Annotated in this window: 15 protein-coding genes; 8 read left to right on the top strand and 7 right to left on the bottom strand. The window is 68.9% G+C overall.

Features of this window, described 5'->3' with window-relative positions:
* Positions 1-52 precede the first annotated feature (52 nt).
* A complete protein-coding gene (locus tag AS181_RS06425; RefSeq protein WP_055474900.1) occupies positions 53-1,447 on the top strand; it encodes a cystathionine beta-synthase in 1,395 nt (464 codons plus the stop codon).
* A gap of 10 nt (positions 1,448-1,457) precedes the next feature.
* Entirely contained in the window at positions 1,458-2,630 is a 1,173-nt protein-coding gene (locus AS181_RS06420) for a cystathionine gamma-synthase (protein WP_058250752.1), read from the top strand.
* 15 nt (positions 2,631-2,645) lie between these two features.
* Here the strand turns inward: AS181_RS06420 and AS181_RS06415 are convergent, their stop codons facing one another.
* Positions 2,646-3,752 (bottom strand): class I SAM-dependent methyltransferase, encoded by a 1,107-nt coding sequence (locus AS181_RS06415; protein WP_058250751.1) that lies wholly within the window; start codon positions 3,750-3,752, stop codon positions 2,646-2,648.
* A 163-nt stretch (positions 3,753-3,915) separates the two neighbouring features.
* Between AS181_RS06415 and AS181_RS06410 the strand changes: the two genes are divergently transcribed.
* Genes AS181_RS06410 through AS181_RS06395 form a run of 4 tightly spaced genes read left to right on the top strand, consistent with a single transcriptional unit; the run spans position 3,916 to position 12,161 of the window.
* A complete protein-coding gene (locus AS181_RS06410) occupies positions 3,916-4,623 on the top strand; it encodes a PIG-L deacetylase family protein (RefSeq protein WP_058250750.1) in 708 nt (235 codons plus the stop codon).
* Positions 4,624-4,653: 30 nt separating this feature from the next.
* The gene (locus tag AS181_RS06405; RefSeq protein WP_058250749.1) at positions 4,654-7,656 is read left to right on the top strand and encodes a BTAD domain-containing putative transcriptional regulator; all 3,003 of its coding nucleotides are present in this window, start codon (positions 4,654-4,656) and stop codon (positions 7,654-7,656) included.
* Positions 7,657-7,705: 49 nt separating this feature from the next.
* Entirely contained in the window at positions 7,706-8,905 is a 1,200-nt protein-coding gene (gene ilvA, locus AS181_RS06400; protein ID WP_058250748.1) for a threonine ammonia-lyase, read from the top strand.
* Positions 8,906-8,933: 28 nt separating this feature from the next.
* On the top strand, positions 8,934-12,161 hold the full coding sequence (locus AS181_RS06395; protein ID WP_058250747.1) for a BTAD domain-containing putative transcriptional regulator: 3,228 nt from the start codon (positions 8,934-8,936) through the stop codon (positions 12,159-12,161).
* On the opposite strand, the gene AS181_RS06390 is transcribed toward AS181_RS06395, so the two are convergent.
* Both AS181_RS06390 and AS181_RS06385 read right to left on the bottom strand, forming a co-directional pair.
* On the bottom strand, positions 12,143-12,976 hold the full coding sequence (locus AS181_RS06390; RefSeq protein ID WP_058250746.1) for an ABC transporter permease: 834 nt from the start codon (positions 12,974-12,976) through the stop codon (positions 12,143-12,145). The genes AS181_RS06395 and AS181_RS06390 overlap by 19 nt on opposite strands.
* On the bottom strand, positions 12,973-14,043 hold the full coding sequence (locus AS181_RS06385; protein ID WP_058250745.1) for an ATP-binding cassette domain-containing protein: 1,071 nt from the start codon (positions 14,041-14,043) through the stop codon (positions 12,973-12,975). Before AS181_RS06385 ends, AS181_RS06390 begins: the two co-directional genes overlap by 4 nt.
* Positions 14,044-14,335: 292 nt before the next feature.
* Here AS181_RS06385 and AS181_RS06380 point away from each other — a divergent pair, with 292 nt between their 5' ends.
* Entirely contained in the window at positions 14,336-15,088 is a 753-nt protein-coding gene (locus tag AS181_RS06380) for a hypothetical protein (RefSeq protein ID WP_058250744.1), read from the top strand.
* Between the two features lie 15 nt (positions 15,089-15,103).
* Here the strand turns inward: AS181_RS06380 and AS181_RS06375 are convergent, their stop codons facing one another.
* Positions 15,104-15,622, bottom strand: coding sequence for an SRPBCC family protein (locus AS181_RS06375; protein WP_058250743.1), 519 nt, complete (start codon positions 15,620-15,622; stop codon positions 15,104-15,106).
* A 208-nt stretch (positions 15,623-15,830) separates the two neighbouring features.
* Here AS181_RS06375 and AS181_RS06370 point away from each other — a divergent pair, with 208 nt between their 5' ends.
* Complete coding sequence (locus AS181_RS06370) at positions 15,831-16,766, top strand: hypothetical protein (RefSeq protein ID WP_058250742.1); 936 nt, start codon at positions 15,831-15,833, stop codon at positions 16,764-16,766.
* Positions 16,767-16,923: 157 nt separating this feature from the next.
* Here the strand turns inward: AS181_RS06370 and greA are convergent, their stop codons facing one another.
* From greA to AS181_RS06355, 3 genes are all read right to left on the bottom strand, one after another.
* Positions 16,924-17,415 (bottom strand): transcription elongation factor GreA, encoded by a 492-nt coding sequence (gene greA, locus AS181_RS06365; protein WP_058250741.1) that lies wholly within the window; start codon positions 17,413-17,415, stop codon positions 16,924-16,926.
* Positions 17,416-17,543: 128 nt separating this feature from the next.
* Positions 17,544-18,317, bottom strand: a complete 774-nt coding sequence (locus AS181_RS06360; protein WP_058250740.1) for a queuosine precursor transporter — start codon at positions 18,315-18,317, stop codon at positions 17,544-17,546.
* Complete coding sequence (locus tag AS181_RS06355) at positions 18,314-18,811, bottom strand: DUF4307 domain-containing protein (protein ID WP_055474887.1); 498 nt, start codon at positions 18,809-18,811, stop codon at positions 18,314-18,316. Before AS181_RS06355 ends, AS181_RS06360 begins: the two co-directional genes overlap by 4 nt.
* Positions 18,812-18,859 lie beyond the last annotated feature (48 nt).

Genomic DNA, 18,859 nt, shown 5'->3' with positions numbered 1-18,859 from the left:
TGGGGCAGCGGCCGGGTGTCGCTGTTCGCGGTGGCTCTGGGACCATGGACACATGCGCATCGCCAATCACGTCGTCGACCTGGTGGGCAACACCCCGCTGGTCAAGCTGAACTCGGTGACCTCACCCGGATCGGGCCTGGTCGCCGCCAAGGTCGAGTACCTCAATCCCGGTGGCAGCAGCAAGGACCGCATCGCCGTGCGGATGATCGACGCGGCGGAGGCCTCGGGTGAACTGAAGCCGGGCGGGACCATCGTGGAACCGACGTCGGGAAACACCGGCGTCGGCCTGGCGCTCGTCGCCCAGCAGCGCGGCTACAAGTGCGTGTTCGTGTGCCCGGACAAGGTCGGTGAGGACAAGCGCAACGTCCTGCGCGCCTACGGTGCCGAGGTCGTCGTCTGCCCGACCGCGGTGGAGCCGTCCCACCCGGACAGCTACTACAGCGTCTCCGACCGCCTGGTCACCGAGATCGACGGTGCGTGGAAGCCCAACCAGTACGCGAACCCGGCCGGTCCGCAGAGTCACTACGAGACCACCGGTCCCGAGATCTGGGCCGACACCGACGGCAAGGTGACGCACTTCGTGGCCGGCGTCGGCACCGGCGGCACCATCACCGGCACCGGCCGGTACCTCAAGGAGGTGTCCGGCGGCTCGGTGAAGATCGTCGGCGTCGACCCTGAGGGGTCGGTGTACTCCGGCGGGACCGGGCGCCCCTACCTCGTCGAGGGTGTCGGGGAGGACTTCTGGCCGTCGGCCTACGACCCGGACATCCCCGACGAGATCATCGCGGTCTCCGACGCCGACTCGTTCGACATGACCCGGCGTCTCGCCCGCGAGGAAGGGCTGCTCGTCGGCGGCTCGTGCGGGATGGCGGTGGTCGCGGCCCTGCAGGTCGCCGAACGCGAGGGACCCGACGCCGTCGTCGTCGTACTGCTGCCCGACGGTGGCCGCGGCTACATGGCCAAGATCTTCAACGACCAGTGGATGAGCAGCTACGGCTTCCTGCGGACGCCGCTGGACGCCAACACCAAGGAATCCCTCGTCGGAGATGTGTTGCGCGGCAAGACCGGCGCCCTGCCCGACCTCGTGCACACCCACCCGCAGGAGACCCTGCGCGACGCGATCGAGATCCTGCGCGAGTACGGCGTCTCGCAGATGCCGGTCGTCGGCGCCGAGCCACCGGTGATGGCCGGCGAGGTCGCGGGTGCGGTCACCGAGCGCGACCTGCTCAGCGCGGTCTTCGAAGGTCGTGCCAGCCTCGCCGACCCGGTGTCGGCACACATGGGAGAGCCGTTCCCGCTCATCGGTTCCGGCGAACCGGTGTCGGCGGCCACCAAGGCGCTCGGCGACTGCGACGCGCTGATGGTCGTCGAGGACGGCAAGCCCATCGGCGTGATCACGCGCCACGACCTGCTCGCCTTCGTGTCGAGCCACCCGATCGTCGGATAGGAGCATCACCGTGAGTGAACGACGCAGTGCCGCGGATTCGGTTCGCTGGCAAGGCTTCTCGACCCGCGCCATCCACGCCGGCTACGATCCGGATCCGCAGACCGGGGCGGTGAACGTCCCGATCTACGCCAGTTCGACCTTCGCCCAGGACGGCGTCGGCGGACTGCGCGACGGCTTCGAGTACGCGCGCACCGGCAACCCGACCCGACGCGCCCTCGAAGCCAATCTCGCTGCGCTCGAGAGCGGCACCTACGGACGGGCTTTCGCTTCCGGTATGGCCGCCACCGACTGCGTTCTGCGTTCGACGCTGCGGCCGGGCGATCATCTGGTGATCCCCAACGACGCCTACGGCGGCACCTTCCGGCTCATCGACAAGGTGTTCAGCCAGTGGGGCATCACCTACTCGGTGGCCCCGGTGTCCGACGTCGCCGCGGTGCGCGACGCCATCCGGCCGGAGACCAAGCTGGTCTGGACCGAGACGCCGACCAACCCGCTGCTCAACGTCGGCGACATCGAGACCCTCGCCGCCGTCGCGCACGAGGCCGGCGCGAAGCTCGTGGTCGACAACACCTTCGCCTCGCCGTACCTGCAGCAGCCGCTCGTCCTGGGCGCCGACGTGGTGCTCCACTCCACGACCAAATACCTGGGCGGGCACTCGGATGTCGTCGGCGGCGCACTGGTCACCGACAGCGAGGAGCTCGACGAGGCGTTCGCGTTCCTGCAGAACGGCGCCGGGGCGGTCCCCGGACCGTTCGACGGGTTCCTCACCCTGCGCGGCATCAAGACCCTCGGCGTCCGGATGGACCGGCACTGCGACAACGCGGAGAAGGTCGTCGACTATCTGAGCGGCCACGACAAGATCGACGCCGTCCTGTACCCGGGCTTGGAGAACCATCCGGGCCACGAGGTCGCGGGCAAACAGATGAAGCGCTACGGCGGCATGGTGTCGGTGCTGGTCAAGGGCGGGCTCGACGCCGCCAAGGAGTTCTGCGCCCGCACCGAGGTGTTCACGCTCGCCGAATCGCTCGGCGGCATCGAGTCGCTGATCGAACACCCCGGTGCGATGACGCACGCCTCGACGGCCGGATCGCTCCTCGAGGTCCCCGCCAACCTCGTCCGGCTCTCGGTCGGTATCGAGGACATCGACGACCTCCTCGGGGACCTGGAGAACGCGCTGCGCTGAGGAGTCGGGTGGGCGTCAGACCCGCGCCTCGAGGAGCAGGTTCGACGCAGTGGTCGCCGCGACACGCGCCGAGGTCAGACCGGCCGCCCGGAAGGTGTCGAGCAGTCGAGTGGGGCCGGCCTGGGCGCCCAGCGAGGTCGTGCCGTCGGCGATGCTGTGCGGTACGCAGAGGTATGAGCTACCCGAATAGAACAGCAGTGCAACGGGATTGGTCAGATTCTCGGCCAGTGTGTCGTGCGCCAGCGGTTCGACGGCGATCACCTGACCGCCGGGACGCAGTGACGACCGTGCGTGTGCGAGCGCACCCACCGGATCGCCGAAGTCGTGCAGGGCGTCGAAGATCATGATCGCGTCGTGGTCGCCGGCGTACGACTGGGCCGTGGCCACCTCGAAGCGGACCCGGTCGTCGACCCCGGCCGCATGGGCGGCTGCGGTGGCGCGCCGGACGGACTCCTCGTGGCTGTCTACGCCGACGAACGTGGAGTTCGGGAAGGCCTCGGCGAGCAGGATCGTGGGGACCCCGTACCCGCACCCGACGTCGAGAACGCGGATGCCGTCGGTGAGGCGCTGTCCGAGGCCGTCGATCGCCGGAACCCACTCGCTGAGCAACGACGCGCGGTAGATCGTGCCGTAGAACCGTTCGACGCCGGAGAACAGCCGGGAATCGTGGGCGTGCCAGGGCACGCCGTCGCCGGTCGCGTACGCATGCGCGAGCTGGTCGACCGAGGACCACACCGCGGCAGCGACCTCGAAGCCGGCCACGATCGCCGCCGGACTGTTGTCCTCGGCGAGCACCATCGCGTGCTCGGCGGGGAACACGAACACCTCTGGGCCATTCGCGGCGTCATCGCCGGCGTCGTGGAGCAGGACGTATCCGGCCGCGGCCTGCACGCACAACCATTCGTGCACATACCGTTCGGCGAGTCCCGAGCGTTCGGCGAGCTCGGCGCTCGTCGCCGAACCGAGTTGCGCCAGAGCCCGCCACAGTCCCAGGCGGTCGCCGAGGTAGGTGCTGATCGAGTGATAGGCATGGGTGAGATCGGCGCTCACCTGGCCGGCGAAGGCCTCGACCCGAGCGAAGTCGGTCGCGGTGCCGGAACCGGCGGCGTGTGTGGTGGTCATGGGATGAACCTCTCGTGTGCGATGTCGTAACCACGCCGGGCGGCGTGTGCACCGAGCGTGCGCCGGCGTCCTGTCGCGGCGCTGTCATGACCGGACCGTGACCCGCTGGGCGGTGAGCCGATGGTGACAGCCCCGTGACAGCGGGCTCGGAGACCGTCGACGCATGAGAACAACACAGATCAGCGACCTGGGCACCGTGATGTCCATCTGGGCTCACCCCGATGACGAGACCTACCTCGCCGGCGGCGTGATGGCCGCCGTCCGCGACGCGGGTGGGCGCGTGGTGTGCGTGACCGCGACCCGCGGCGAAGCGGCCGACGAGAATGCCACCGCCGCAGAGCGTTCGGAGCTCGCCCTGGTCCGGACCGGCGAGCTTGAGAAGGCTTTTATCGAGCTCGGCATCCAGGAGCACCACTGGTTGGACCTACCCGACGGTTCACTGGCGGCGATCGACGAGAGCGGCCCGGTCGGACGCATCACCGCCCTCCTCGACGACGTGTCACCCGACACCGTCCTGACCTTCGGTCCCGACGGCGTGACCGGGCACCCCGACCACCGCACCGTCAACCGGTGGGTCCGCCTCGCCGTCGACCGTTCGTCGACCTGCCCGCGAATCCTTCACCCGGTGGGCACCGGGCGGGGGATCGAGTTCGACCTCGCCCGTGAGTTCGACATGTGGGCGCTGGGCGGGCCGCGCCAGTGTCCGAAGGAGATGGTCGCGTTGCGAATCGATCTCGACGGGGCCGAACTGGACCGTAAGGTGCGAGCCCTGCTGGCTCAGCGCTCGCAGACCGCGGACCTGGCCGCGGCGATCGGCCTCGAGCGATATCGAACATGGGTGTCGGTGGAGACCTACGCTCATCCTGCATAGGCCGTCGGAGAACAGAGAGCGACGATCGGGATGGTGGTGCGCGAAACCGAAGACGGGCACGTGTCGCCCGCGGTCGAGGTCGGCCTGCTGGGTGCACTGAGGTTGCGGGTCGACGGTGCCGAGGTCGCGGTCCCCGGGGAACGACGACGCGCCCTGCTCGCGCTGTTGACCGTCGCCGGCCGGCACGGCATGGGTATCGGGCGGCTCGTCGACGCGCTGTGGGGCGACGATCTGCCGCGGGAACCGATTGCCGCACTGCACAATCTGGTGTCCCGGCTGCGACGCCATCTCGGCCGACACGCCGATCTGTTGGAACGACGCCCCGACGGCTACCGGCTCCGGGTGTCCGTCGTCGATGTGACGATCGTGCGCGACCTGCTCGCATCCGCCGCCGACACGCCCGATCCCGCCGAGCGTCTCCGTCTGACCGTCCGGGCCCGCGAACTCTGGCGCGGCGAGCCGCTCGGCGAGTTCGCCGGCATCCCGGACCTGGACACCGAACGCGTTGCGTTGGAGGACCTCCACAATCGGCTCGCCGACACCCACGTCGAAGCGCTGGTGGAGTGCCGCGACCCGAGCGCGACCGCGACAGCGAGGGCCGGTGTCGCGTCCGCGCCGCTCCGCGAGAGTTCGGCACGACTGCTCATCCGCGCACTCGCCGCCGACGGGCGTGTCGGCGACGCGATGGCGGTCGCGATGGAGTTCCGCGACCGGTTGCGCGAGCGGACGGGTCTCGATCCGAGCCCGGCCCTCGCGTCGCTCGAGCAGCGGGTGGCGGCGGGCTCCGAATACGGGCAGGCCGAGACGAATCCGGGGCCCGGCGTGACGTCGCGGCGTCGACCTGCTGCGCCGGCCGGGCCTCTGGTGGGGAGGGAGCGAGAACGCGCCGAGATCATCCGGCTGTTGTCGGCGCATCGGGTCGTGACCCTGACCGGTACGGGCGGCGTCGGCAAGACCAGTCTCGCGCTCGACGTCGCCGCCGACCCCGCGGTGTTCCCCGGGTACGGCGTTGCCGTCGTCAACCTCGCCGCGGTCGCGCGAGCCGACCGCGTCCTCCCGTCGGTGGTGTCCACCCTGGGTCTCGAGGTCGGGGTGGGTGCTTCCGTGGACGCGATCGCGCGCGCCGTCGACGGGTCGCTCCTGCTCGTCCTCGACAACTGCGAACATGTGTTGTCGTCCTGCCGCGAATTGGTCGCGGCGATCGTCGAACTGGCTCCTGCAGTGCGGATCCTGGCCACCTCCCGAGTCGTGCTCTCACTCTCCGCCGAGTACGTCCTGCGTCTGCAGCCCCTGACCTTTCCCACCCGCGTCGACGACGTCGACGCGGTCGTTCGGCAGCCTGCAGTGCGCGCGTTCGTCGAGCACGCGCTGCGACGCAATCCGACCTTCGCGGTGTCGAGTCGTGAGCTCACGGACCTCGTCGACGTCGTGCGCCGTGTCGACGGGCTCCCGCTCGGCATCGAGCTGGCGGCGCGTCAGGCCGCCGTGATGCCGATGTCGGCCGTGGCCCGAATGCTCGATGGTGCACTCGATCTCGCGACGGGAACCGGAGCCGACGACCAGCGGCGGCTGACGCTCCGCAGCAGCATCGACATGTCATTCCGACGGCTGAGCGTGGTCGATCAAGCCGTACTCGCCGCCCTCGCACCGTTTCCCGGCGGTGTGTCGCTGCGCACGTTCGAATCCGTCGCACTGAGCGTCGAAGCGGAGGTCGTCGGCGCAGCGGGCATCGGCACGCGAGGTGACGGCGGGCTCGACCCGGTGGAGACCCTGCACCGTCTGATCGACAGCTCGTTGCTCGTCGCCGACGCGTCGGGCGGCAGATACCGTCTCGTGCATCTCATCCGCACCCATCTGCTTGATCACCTCGACCGTGCGGGCGTGCTCGCCGCGGCCGAGGACCGGTTCCTCGACGAATGTGTCGCAACGGTGCGGGACATCGGCGACGAGTGGCTCGGCGTCGCGGAGTTCGAGGCGAATGAGCGTCTCCATGCCGAGATGGACAACCTGCGGTCGGCGCGGGACCTGGCACTGGCGCGCGGACGCGTCGACGTACTCGTGGCGATCACGACATCGCTGTCGCTGATCAGCACATGGCGCAACCTCAACGAATTGTGGACGTGGGCCGTCGAATCGGCGCGTTCGGCGTGGCTCGATGGTCATCCCGATCGCGCCGAGATGCTGTCCGCGGCGGCCGAGGCCGCGCGGCTCGTCGGCGAGTTCGACCTCGCCGTCGACTTCGCGACCTCCGCCCTACGTCCCGATGCCTCCGGGGCACCACCGGATCCGGATGCGCCCGCGTTGGTCGGCGCGCGGGCGGCCAGGGCGGCGGTCGCGCACTTCCGTGGCGACTTCGCGGTGGCGGTACGGGAATGGACCCGCTGCGGCACACACCCGTCCCTGGGGTCGGCGTTCCTCGCGTCTGCGGCGCTCGCCGCGTCGTACTCCGGTGACTCTAGCGGGGCTGCCCGGCTGTTGGCCGAGGCCCGGTCGACGCTGGACCCGTCGGCGGGGCCGTCGCAGCACGCCTTCCTCGACTACGTCCACGGCGAGCTGCTGTCCGCGCACGACCCGTCCAGCGCGCTCGCCCTCTACGAACGCGCCCACGAACGGGCCGCCGGCGTCGGGGCGACGTTCATCGTCGGGGTCGCTCGTGTCGGCGCGGCGGCGTGTCTCGTCCGCGTCGGCGATGTAGCGCGTGCCGCGGAGGCCTACGTCGTCCTGCTCGGGGCATGGCGCGACAGCGGTCAGCCGACGCAGCTGTGGACCACGGCGCGCGACGCCGCCGCACTGCTGCGCGTCCGGGGCCGGATCGACGTGGCCGACCTGCTCGTCGAGTGTGCCGATCTCGACCCCGCCGCGGCCTTCGACACACGCAGAGGTGCCGCGGACCGTGCTTTCGGGGACCTGGTGCACGCCGACAACACGGTCCACGCCGACACCGAAGTCGTGCTCGACCGGGCGATGCGCGAACTCCGAGAGATCAGGGAGTCGACGTCATCGGACGACCGCGGGAGCTCGGCGGCGCGATGACGTCTCCTCGGGTGGCTCCTGCAGGGCGGAGATGGCCGATACTGGTCGCATGCTGCTGACTGCCGACGACGTCGACCGCGCGACCGACGAGCTTGCGTCCGTGATCCGGCGGACCCCGACGATCGCGTCGCGGGTGGTGTCCGAGCGGAGCGGTGCGCAGGTGTGGCTCAAGTGCGAGAACCTGCAACGCACCGGATCTTTCAAGCCACGCGGCGCGTACCTGCGTATCTCGCGGTTGTCGGCGGGGGAACGTGCCCGTGGGGTCGTCGCGGCCAGTGCGGGCAATCATGCGCAGGGAGTCGCCTGGGCGGCATCGGAACTGGGGATCGCCTCACGGGTCTACATGCCGGTCGGAGCCGCGCTGCCGAAGATCGCCGCGACGAAAGCCTATGGCGCAGAGGTGGTGCTCGCCGGATCGACCGTCGACGAGGCGCTCGTCGAGGCGCAGCGTCATGCCGGTACGACGGGCGCGGCTCTGATCCACCCGTTCGATCATCTCGACATCGTTGCCGGACAGTCGACGGTCGGCGTCGAGATCCTGGAGCAGATCCCGGACGTGTCAACGATTCTCGTGCCACTCGGCGGCGGTGGGCTGCTCGCCGGCGTCGCCGCGGCGGCGCGTCTGCGACGACCGGAGGTCGAGGTGATCGGCGTGCAGGCGGCGCAGGCCGCGGCCTGGCCGACATCACTCGCCGAGGAGCGACCGACGCCGGTCGCGGCGATGAACACCATGGCCGACGGCATCGCCGTCGCGACACCCGGGAAGGTCCCGTTCGCGCACGTCTCCGAGTTCGTCGACCGGATCGTCACGGTCAGCGAGGAAGAGTTGAGCACCGCGCTGCTGCTCATGCTGGAGCGGGCGAAGCTGGTGGTCGAGCCTGCCGGGGCCGCGGCGGTGGCGGCGGCGGTGAGCGGTCGGCTCGCGCTGTCCGGGACCGTGTGCGTCGTGTTGTCCGGCGGCAACATCGACCCGCTGCTGCTGCGCCATGTGACGACCCACGGCCTGACCGCCGCCGGACGATTCCTGACCGTGACCGCGACCGTCTCCGACCGGCCCGGTGGACTGGTCGCACTGCTGGAACTGCTCCGCGACCTCGGCGCGAGTGTGCTCGACGTCGTCCATTCCCGCGTCGCCGACGATTTGTATCTCGGCGAGGTGCAGGTGACCGTCAGTGTCGAGACCCGCGGACACGACCACCAGCACGACGTCCGGCGGGCCCTCGCCGACGCGGGGTTCCTGCGGGACTGAGGGCGAACGTCGGCGCTAACCTGTCTGGGTGGCTGCCGACGGACCCGCCCTGATCGGTGTGCTGGGCCCGATCGCGGTCGGCGCGTGCCCGGTGGGCGCCGAGAGCCCCGATCGGCTCGTCGCGGTGCCGGGGCTGCGGGCCCGACGCCTGCTCGTGTCGCTCGCCCTCGCCGACGGGCGCGTGATCTCGGCGGACCGCCTCATCGACCACGTCTGGGCTGACGATCCGCCGCGTTCGCCGCACAGTGCGTTGCACACCCAGGTGTCCCGGCTGCGCAAGCTCCTGCCCGAGGGGGTTCTGGAGGGCACCGAGAACGGTTATCGACTGCGCAACAGCCGCACCGACCTCGACGTGGTCGACACGCTGCTCGCCGAAGGCGGCCGGGATGCCCACGACCGGGCCCGGCAGTGGTGGCGCGGCGTGCCCGGAGACGATCTCGGGGACGGGTCCCCGGTGACGGTGACACTGTCCGCACGCATTCGACGTACCCAGGACGCGCTCGACGGTGCGCAGCTGACGGCCTCGCTCGCCGAGGGTGACTTCGCGACCGCGCGATCCATCGCCGAACAACGCTGCGCGCGAGACCCGTTCGACGAGCCGGCACACACCGCCCTGATGCGGGCGCTCGCCGGGGAAGGCCGCGCCGCCGACGCGCTCGTGGTGTTCGACCGGCTCCGACGGCGGTTGTCGACCGAGCTGGGGACGGACCCGGGTACCGAGATGGCGCGGGTCCACGCCGAGATCCTCACCGCGACATCACCACCTGAGATCAGCGCGCCACGGCCGGTGCGTGCCGTCGGATTGCGCTCGCCCACCACCGAACTCATCGGACGCGGTGCCGACCTCGACGCCGTGGCGAGCATGCTCGACACCGGGCGCGTGGTGACCGTGCTCGGTCCCGGCGGCGTCGGCAAGACGCGGATCGCGACCGAGATCGGCCATCGGCTGCATGCGGCGGGCGCCCCGGTCTACTTCGTGTCGCTCGCCTCGGTGCGGTCCGGCGAGGACGTGATCCCGGCGATCGCCGCGACGCTCGGGGTCGGCGAATCCGATCTCTCCGCAACCGGCCGTCCCCGCATGACCCCCGGAGACCTGACCGCACGTCTCGAGGACGCGCTGCGCGAGCGGGCGTCGGTGGTGATCCTCGACAACTGCGAGCAGATCATCGGCGCGTGCGCCCGGATCGTCGCCGAACTCACCGCGGCCGTGCCCGGCGTCCGCGTCCTGTCCACCAGCCGAACGCCGCTGGCCATCGTCGGCGAGCAGGTGCATCAGCTACCCGTACTTGCGGCGGTGGACGTGAATTCATCTGCGGTGCAATTGTTCCGGACCCGCGCTCGGGCTGTGCGTCCCGACGCGGAGCTGCCCGCGGGGCGCGTCGTCGAGCTGTGCCGCCACCTCGACGGACTGCCGCTGGCCATCGAGCTGGCGGCGGCCCGGATCCGGACGATGACGGTCGAGGAGATCGCCGACCGCCTGGGGGAGAAGTTCGCGCTCCTGCGGTCCGCCGACCGCACGACGCCGGATCGCCATCGCACCCTCTACGCGGTGATCGAGTGGAGCTGGGAACTGCTCGACGACGCCGGCCGGGCAGCGCTGGTGCAGCTGTGCCGCTTTCCCGGTGGGTTCAGCCGATCGGCTGCCCGGGCGGTGACCGGGGCCTCCGGGACGGTTCTCGACGACACCCTCGAGAGTCTGACCAACCAGTCGCTGCTGTCGGTCGTGGAGACCGACGGTTCGGTCCGTTTCCGCATGCTGGAGATGGTTCGTGAGTTCGGCGAGACCCGGATGGCCGCCGACCTGGCGGCCCGGGTCGAGTCGCAAATGCGTGGCTGGGCCATCGAATTCGTTTCCCGTATGCGCGACCTGGCCGAGAACGGCGACCACCCCGCCGGTGCCGGCGGTTTGGCCCGGGAGGCCGACAACCTGACCTGGATTCTCCGGTCGGCCTGCGAGTCCGCGGTCGTGGCGCCCACCGACGACATCGTCGCGGTACTCACGACGCTGTACCCGGCACTGGCGTATCACTGGACGGTTCGTGGTCTGCACGGGGAGACGCGCGCGTGGGGCGCGCGGGTCCTGATGGCGTTACCGCGCCCACCCGCGGCACCCGACGACGCCCTGCGCGAGAACTGGGAGGTGACCGCCATCGTCGGTGCGGTGCACGGCATGATGACGGGCGAACTCCGAGTGCAGGCCACCGCCCGGTTCCTCTTGCGCTCGCTCCATCGTGCCCACCTCACATTCCACCGGGCGAGCGAGTTCCTGTCGGCCGTGGCGCTGGCCTCGACGTCGACGGGCGCGTACCGGATCATCTGCGAGGCGGCCGAGACCGCGGTCGACGACGAGGTCCGGGCACTGGCCCTGACGCTACGGTCACATCTCCGAGAGAATCGCGGGCTGGTCGGTCCGGCACTCCGGGACTCGACGGCTTCCGGCCGATGGCTCGCGGGCAGCCGCTACGCCTCGTGGTTCCAGGGCATGCGGCAGTCGAGCACGGGCGGTCTGTACGGACAGCAGGGCAGGTATTCCGAAGCCGCGGCGACCTATCGAGCCGGAATCGACTTGCTGGCACCACTGGGCGCCGTCGAAGACGTCCGCCAGATCAGGACCATGCTGGTCCTCACCTTGCTCGCCGGCGACTTCCCGGACGACGCGCGTCGCGAACTCCACGTGATCACCGACGACTGGGACCTCGAGGCCGAGGACCCACAGGGCAATCCGGAGGTGATCGGGCCCGCTCTGCTGGGTGTTGCCGAACTCGCCTTCGCAGACGGCGCGTCGAATCCGGAGGTGGCCGCGGGTTTTCTGCGCGCCGCACGGGTCATGCTGCGGGAACACCCCTTCGGCGTCGCCGACCCCGCGGTGCTCATGGTGGTGTCCGCCGCCGTCGCGGGCCTCGTCCGCAGCGGAGATGTCGACGCCGCGTGGGAGCTGGTTCCGGAAATGGTGAAGGGACTCGACGACATGACGTTCGGTCCGGGGTGGCAGGACCTGCCGCAGGCGGGCACGGTGGCATCGGCCTTCACCGTGCTGTGGAACGCCGGCCGCCCCACGGATTCCGTCGGCCGACGCCTCGTCGAGTTGGCGGTGAGTCTGCCCGGACGACGAGACTGCCCGTCGCTGGACTGGGCATGGCACTGGACACAGGAGCAGGCCGGAAAGGACGGGGTGGCGCGACACCCTGCGGTGCCGCGCCACGTGGCCGTCGAGGAGCTGCAGCGACTACTGCACGATCAGGCGTTTCGCATATAGGCCCGCACGGCGAGTGGTGCGAACACCGCGGTGATCACCGCGGCGCCGATCAGGGCCCACACGACGTGGATTCCGGCGTGACCGGAGTTCGTCAGTTCGCGGACCGCCGTGACCAGATGGCTGACCGGGTTGACGTTCACGAAGCCCTGCAGCCAACCGGGCATGCTGTCGACCGGGACGAAGGCATTCGACATGAAGGTCAGGGGGAACATGATCATCATCGAGATGCCCTGCACGGCTGATGCTTTGCTCATGAGGCAGCCCATGAGTGCGAAGATCCACGAGACCGCGAAGCTGCACACGATGATGAGTGCGGCCGAGGCGATGACACCGAGAACATCGGGGCGCCAGCCCATCAGCACGCCCATCACGACGGTCAGTACGGTGGCGATGGAGTAGCGGATGACGTCGGCGAGCAGGGCGCCGGCGAGTGGGCTGATCCGGGCGATCGGTAGCGAACGGAACCGGTCGAAGACGCCCTTGTCCATGTCCTCCCGCAACTGGGTGCCGGTGACGATGGAGGTCATGATCACGGTCTGCACGAGGATGCCCGGAATGATCACCGGGAGATAGGCTTCCACGTTGCCGCTGATCGCGCCGCCGAAGATGTAGGTGAACATCAGCGTGAAGATGATCGGCTGGAAGGTGACGTCGAAGAGCTGTTCGGGGTTGTGCCGGATCTTGAGCACACCGCGGTAGGCCATGCTGAAGGACTGCCGGAACGACTCGGCAAGGCTGATGGAGGTCTTGACCTGCGCGCGTGCGGCGCGGGTTGTGATCGAGGTCGACGGGGGATTGTCGAGGGTCGTGGTCATGAACGGGCCTCCTGGGTGGTGTCGGAAGAATCTGTGTCGGATGGCCGGTGCCCGGGTGCGCCGGTGTCGGCGTCGGATTCCGCGGGCCTACCGGTGATGGTGAGGAACACCTCGTCGAGGCTCGGCTTCTGCACGGTGATCTCTTCGACGCCGATCCCGTTCTCGCGCAGTGCGATCAGGACGTCGGGCACAAGCTCGGCCGAACTCAGCGGCACGGTCGTCCGCGCGGCCTCCGGACTCAACGTGGCCTTCTGCCCGAGGATCGACTCGGCGATCTCGCACACGCGGGGTGCGTCGGCACGGTCGGCCGCGACGAGCTGGAGTGTGCTGGCGCCGATCGAGTGCTTGAGTTCGTCAGCCGTGCCATCGGCGATGACGCGGCCGTGATCGATGACGGCGATCCGGTCGGCCAGCTGATCGGCCTCGTCGAGGTACTGGGTGGTGAGCAGGACTGTCGATCCGCCGGCGACGAGCCGGCGGATCGTGTCCCACATCTGGGCGCGGGTTCGCGGGTCGAGGCCGGTCGTCGGTTCGTCGAGGAACAGCAGCGGCGGGGTGTCGATCAGGCTGGCCGCGAGGTCGAGGCGCCGTCGCATACCGCCGGAGAAGTTCTTCAGCGGTCGAGCCGCGGCGTCGGTGAGGGCGAATGCTTCCAGCAACTCGTCTGCGCGCGAGCGGGCCGCGGTCCGTGAGAAGCCGAGCAGGCGGGCGAAGAGCACCAGGTTCTGGGTGGCGGTGAGGTCCTCGTCGACGGAGGCGTATTGACCGGTGACGCCGACGAGCGAGCGCACGGCGACCGCGTCGTCGACGACGTCGTAGCCGAACACGCGCGCCTCTCCGGCGTCCGGCCGCAGCAGGGTCGCCAGCATGCTGACGGTGGTCGTCTTTCCCGCACCGTTGGGGCCGAGGACGCCGTACACCGATCCGGTCGGCACGGCGAGGTCGACGCCGTTGACCGCGCGGGTCGAACCGAAGTGTTTGACGAGGCCGCGAGCGTCGATCGCGAGGTCGGTGCGGAGGGACCGGGCCGACCCGACGTCGGGCCGGGGAGTGGTTGTCGTTGTCATGCCGACAACTGTGGCGCCGTCGCCTGTCGTCGGGCTTGCGTCGGCTTACGTGGTGCTGTCGCGCGGGGCGAAGTGTTCCGCGGAACGCTCCGGAGGGACGTCGCCGCCGACGGGAGACCGGCGTGGATTCGACGCGGCGGACACGAGGAGTTCTGTGGATGGGCTTTCTGCTGTGGATTCCCGCCCGGCTGCGATAGCGGGACAGATTACGTTGCCCGCCATGGGACGACGTACACACTCCGCTGAGGCGGCCTGGACACCGCGGATTGCTCACCGCGTCCGTCACGAGCTCATGGATGACGTTCACGAGCAACGACGGAAGGCCTACCGGCGGCTGGACGAACTCGAGGCCGAAGCGAGTCTGCTGGCCGAAGATCTCAACGATGCGGACGATGGCTCGCTGCATCTCGATCCGGACGAGTACACCGACAGGGAGGCCGCACTCGAGGAGGCGGACCGACTCCTCGGCCTCATCAACTGGTGGTCTTCGTCGCTCGCGGTGACGGTGTTGAATCTCGCCGACGCGCCGGTGCACTGGGTCACTGCCCCGGCAGTAGAGCTGATCACAGGCGTGCGGAACGAGGAAGCCACCGCCGGGGGTGGCGGTGTGGACACCCGCGTCCTACCAACATTGGGTAGCGCCGGTCTCGCCTTGTTCGAGAGGTCCGCCGGACGCCATCGACCATCGAAGAGATGTCCGGGTCTCGACAATCGCGACGTCGGGATCGACGGCTTGTGCTGGTGGCGAGCAACACTCGGTGGGGAGAACTCGCCGCCGCCCGTCGTGGACATGATCACGCTGCACGTGCTGACCCGCGACCGGAAGCTCTGCCGCTCCGCAGTGGTCGACGGGCGACGCCCGGCGGTCGTCGACGTGGATGCGTTCACCGTGGCGGTCGAGCCTGCGTGGACGGGGAGCGCACAAGCGTCTCCATCGGTTCGCGTGCTGATGCGTCTCGCCGATGACCTGGTCCGGGGCACGCTGACTGCCTCGCCTGTGCCGACGACGGGTCGAACTTCGGCGGCCGTCGCGGTGGTGGCCTGACAACCGGCCGGCGGCTCACTTCGCAGGTTCGAGGTTCGCGAAGTGCTTGAGGGTGTCGGCCTCGATGGTTTTGTAGACCGTCGACGACGCGGGACCGGAGAACGCGGTGACCACACGGGACGAGGTGGGCAACTCGAGCGCGAAGGTCCAGCTGAGTCGGCAGCCCACGTCGGCGGGCAGGATCTCGGTCGCCTCACCAAAGCGTCGGATGCCGGGTACGTTCGCCCTCAGGACCCGGAAACCGTTGCGGTAGTGACCGTTCGCCGGGTCCTCGGTCCAGTCGAAGAAGTCCTCGTCGAGGGTCACGTAGCCGGGACCGAGGACCGCGCGGCGTTGCGTTCCCACACCGTACGGCGGCGGTGAGACGAACTCGATCTTCTTGATCGCGCGGCACCAGTCCAGCGTGTGCTGACGGGTGAACTCGGCCCACGCGCGTTCCGGCGTGACCGGCAGGCGCACGTCGATGACGTGCCGCACCGGCGCATCGTCGAAGAAGTCGAGATCGAAGGACTCCAGCTCATGGGAACGTGCCATGGGTCACATTGAAGCACGGTCTTCCGGGTCGAGCCTCGGGCGAGCGTGGTCGAAACAGGGTCGGCCTCCTGTTCAGGTCTACCGGTGCACTTCAACTCGACTCCTGGACTTCGATCGAAGTCCAGGAGTCGAGTCGAGGTTCGCCGGTCGTGGGGTGCACGACCCTCGCAAAATGGATCCGCCAGCGGCCCTGGTGCGTCCTAGTGTCATGACCTCTTTCCCCACCGACAGGTACGGGCTGATTCGCCGCACGGCAACGCTGCGACTCGGCATCAACGACGACGCTGTGACAGCCGCCGTACGGCGCGGCGAACTGATTCGTCTTGCCCCGGGGGTCTGCGCACTGGCGGCCGACGAGGCGTCCGCCGAGGACCCGGGTGACCGTCTGTACCGACTGAGATCGATCGCGGTCGCGACGTCTGTTCGAGACTGTGACGCGTCGATCCTGAGTCACGACTCGGCGGCAGCCGTTCACCAGCTGCCGCTGCTGCACCCGGAACGCGAGGTCGTGCATCTGACGAAGAAGTCGAAGGTGGGCGGGTTCGGGCACGGGTTACGGATCGTCCATGCCGGGCCGGTGGCGCCCGACGAGGTGGTCGACATCGGCGGAATCAGAGTCACGTCTCGTGAGCGAACCGCTGTAGATGTTGCGATGTCCGGTGACTTCGCCCAAGCGCTGGTCGTGTTCGATCGCGCGCTAGCGTCCGGCGCCGACATCGCCACGATGACCCGTATCCTCGCGTCGCGGAACCGTTGGCGCGGTGCGGGGACCGCGCGTCGTGCCCTTGCGCATGCGGACGGTGCGTCGGAGAGTGTCGGGGAGTCGTGGAGCCGGGCGCAGATGATCGAGGCCGGGTTGCCGACTCCGCGACTGCAGCACACGTTTGAGACGGACGCCGGAGACGCGCGGACCGACTTCGACTGGGACGGAACACTTGTCGGTGAGTTCGACGGACTACAGAAGTACGGCCGACTGTTGCGCCAGGGTGAGAGCCCGCGCGATGCACTCATCCGGGAGAAGCGTCGGGAGGATGCGCTGCGCGCACAGGGAATCATGGTGATCCGGTGGACGTGGGGAACGCTCGAACGCGGCGAGCTCGCCGATATGCTCCGGCCGTGGTTGGACAAGCTGACCGCGGCTTGACCGATGAACCCCAACTCGACTCCTGGACTTCGATCGAAGTCCAGGAGTCGAGTCGAGGTTCGCCGGTCGCGCGACCGGCGGTAGCTCACGGACGAGAACCCCCGAAAACACGAAACCCGGGACGGTCATGCCGTCCCGGGATGTGTTCGTCGTCCGATCAGCCGTGGTAGGGCTCCGCGCTGACCAGGGTCACCTTGATGGTGGCGCCGCTGGGGACGGAGTACTCGCGGGTCTCGCCGACCTTGGCGTCGATGAGGGCGGAACCGAGCGGGGAGCTCGGGGAGTAGGTCTCCAGGCCGCCCTGGCCGCTCTCCTCGCGGGTGGCGATGAGGAACGTCTCGGTGTCCTTCTCGTCACCGTCGTAGTAGACGGTCACGACGGAACCGGGCAGTGCGACGCCGGACTGGGTCGGCGCCTCGCCGACCTTCGCGTTGTTCAGCAGTTCCTGCAGCTGGCGGATACGCGCTTCCTGCTGGCCCTGCTCCTCGCGAGCGGCGTGGTAGCCACCGTTCTCCTTGAGGTCGCCTTCTTCGCGACGCTCGTTGATCTCGGCGGCGATGACCGGACGGTTGGCGATCAACGAATCGAGCTCGCTCTTGAGGCGGTCATGCGACTCTTGGGTCAGCCAGGTCACCTGGGTGTCGGTCATCGGTCACTCCTTTGTGTTGTCCGCGCCCCGGGCGACCGTTTACACCAGGGGCATATGGACTGCTGAAAATGCAGCAACACGACCCCTCGCGGAGCCGTGTATCCGTTCAGGGTACCAGGTGGTGAGACCTATGGCACATCGGTACTGCCGCGCGACAGCGCGCCGAGAGCGTCCTGATACGTCGGTTCCATCCGTTTCAGCCATCCCACAACGAAATACGTCACAGGCATGAGGATGACCTCAACAAGTGTTTTCCAGACGAATCCGACGATCGTGTAATTGACGAAATCTCCCCAGGTCGAGATACCCAGGGCGGTGGCGGCGATCGAACAGAAGACGATGGTGTCGGCCAACTGGCCGACAATCGTCGAACCCAGCAGGCGCGCCCAGAGACGATTTTCCCCGGCGCGTTCCTTCATTTTGACCAGGACGAAGGAATTGAGGAATTCGCCCACGACATAACCGGCCAATCCGGCTAGCAGGAATTGTGGGACGACTCCGGCAACCGTCTCGAAAGCCGCCTGGCCTTCATAGAATTCAGCGGCCGGGAGGTGAATGGTCAACCAGAAACACAACGACGCGAGAATCAGGACCGCGAACCCGGCGAGGATCGTCCGGCGCATGGCACGGAACCCGTAGACCTCGCTGATCACGTCGCCCAGCACGTACGCGAGCGGGAACAGGAAGAAGGCGCCGTCGGTCACCAGGCCGTCCATCTGGATCGGCCCGAGATCGACCTGCAGCCATTCGTCGAACAGGACGACGCCCTTGGTGCCGGTGACGTTGCTGATGAGCATGACGCCGACGAAGACGGCGACCAGAAGGGGGAAGTAGCGGCTGCCGATGGAGGCGAAGGCGGCGCGCGGCGACGGCAACTCACTGCCGGTGGACGCGGCGGTCACGAGGCCGACGGCTTCAGGTAGGCCGGCACGTCAAGGGTGCACCCGAAGACCTCGCCGATGACCGGTGGTTTCGACGTCGTGACCTCGGTGCGGACGCCGATCCGTTCTGCGGAGTCCGCGGGGATCAGGATCTCGCGACGCCCGGTCTCGCCGCCGTCGCGGGAGCGGCCGCGCACCACACAGGCAGCCGCCCGGCTCGGATCGGAACGCTCGACGGTGAACTGCACCGCGACGGTCGAGCCGTCGATGATCTCGTAGCCGGTGGCCTCACCGGTCACGTCCGCCGACGAGAACTTGCTGTAGCCGATGACGGCGAGGGTCACGCCGGCCGCGACGACCAGGATCGACAGGGCGATGAACCAGCGACGACGCCCAGAGGCGGTCTCCGAACGCTCCGGATAGGTGGCGCGCGGACCGCTGTGCGGTCGCAAGGTGTCGGGTGTCGCGCGCGGCGCGTCACCGGCGTCTGCGGCGCCCCCGTCCGAACTGTTCACGCGTCAATACCTACCATGGGAGGAGTAGCGATCCGAAGGTGAGGAACT

Origin of the sequence: Gordonia sp. SGD-V-85 (assembly GCF_001456905.1) — a bacterium.
Lineage (GTDB): Bacteria > Actinomycetota > Actinomycetes > Mycobacteriales > Mycobacteriaceae > Gordonia > Gordonia hongkongensis.
The sequence above is the reverse complement of the archived record's forward strand: the minus strand, read 5'-3'. Positions and strand labels throughout refer to the sequence as shown.

What these genes read in the sequence shown, in the direction of transcription:
- AS181_RS06425 (WP_055474900.1), top strand. Translation starts at nt 53, where the DNA reads ATGCGCATCGCCAATCACGTCGTCGACCTGGTGGGCAACACCCCGCTG.
- AS181_RS06415 (WP_058250751.1), bottom strand. Translation starts at nt 3,752, where the DNA reads ATGACCACCACACACGCCGCCGGTTCCGGCACCGCGACCGACTTCGCT.
- AS181_RS06410 (WP_058250750.1), top strand. Translation starts at nt 3,916, where the DNA reads ATGAGAACAACACAGATCAGCGACCTGGGCACCGTGATGTCCATCTGG.
- AS181_RS06405 (WP_058250749.1), top strand. Translation starts at nt 4,654, where the DNA reads ATGGTGGTGCGCGAAACCGAAGACGGGCACGTGTCGCCCGCGGTCGAG.
- ilvA (WP_058250748.1), top strand. Translation starts at nt 7,706, where the DNA reads ATGCTGCTGACTGCCGACGACGTCGACCGCGCGACCGACGAGCTTGCG.
- AS181_RS06390 (WP_058250746.1), bottom strand. Translation starts at nt 12,976, where the DNA reads ATGACCACGACCCTCGACAATCCCCCGTCGACCTCGATCACAACCCGC.
- AS181_RS06385 (WP_058250745.1), bottom strand. Translation starts at nt 14,043, where the DNA reads ATGACAACGACAACCACTCCCCGGCCCGACGTCGGGTCGGCCCGGTCC.
- AS181_RS06380 (WP_058250744.1), top strand. Translation starts at nt 14,336, where the DNA reads ATGGATGACGTTCACGAGCAACGACGGAAGGCCTACCGGCGGCTGGAC.
- AS181_RS06375 (WP_058250743.1), bottom strand. Translation starts at nt 15,622, where the DNA reads ATGGCACGTTCCCATGAGCTGGAGTCCTTCGATCTCGACTTCTTCGAC.
- AS181_RS06370 (WP_058250742.1), top strand. Translation starts at nt 15,831, where the DNA reads ATGACCTCTTTCCCCACCGACAGGTACGGGCTGATTCGCCGCACGGCA.
- greA (WP_058250741.1), bottom strand. Translation starts at nt 17,415, where the DNA reads ATGACCGACACCCAGGTGACCTGGCTGACCCAAGAGTCGCATGACCGC.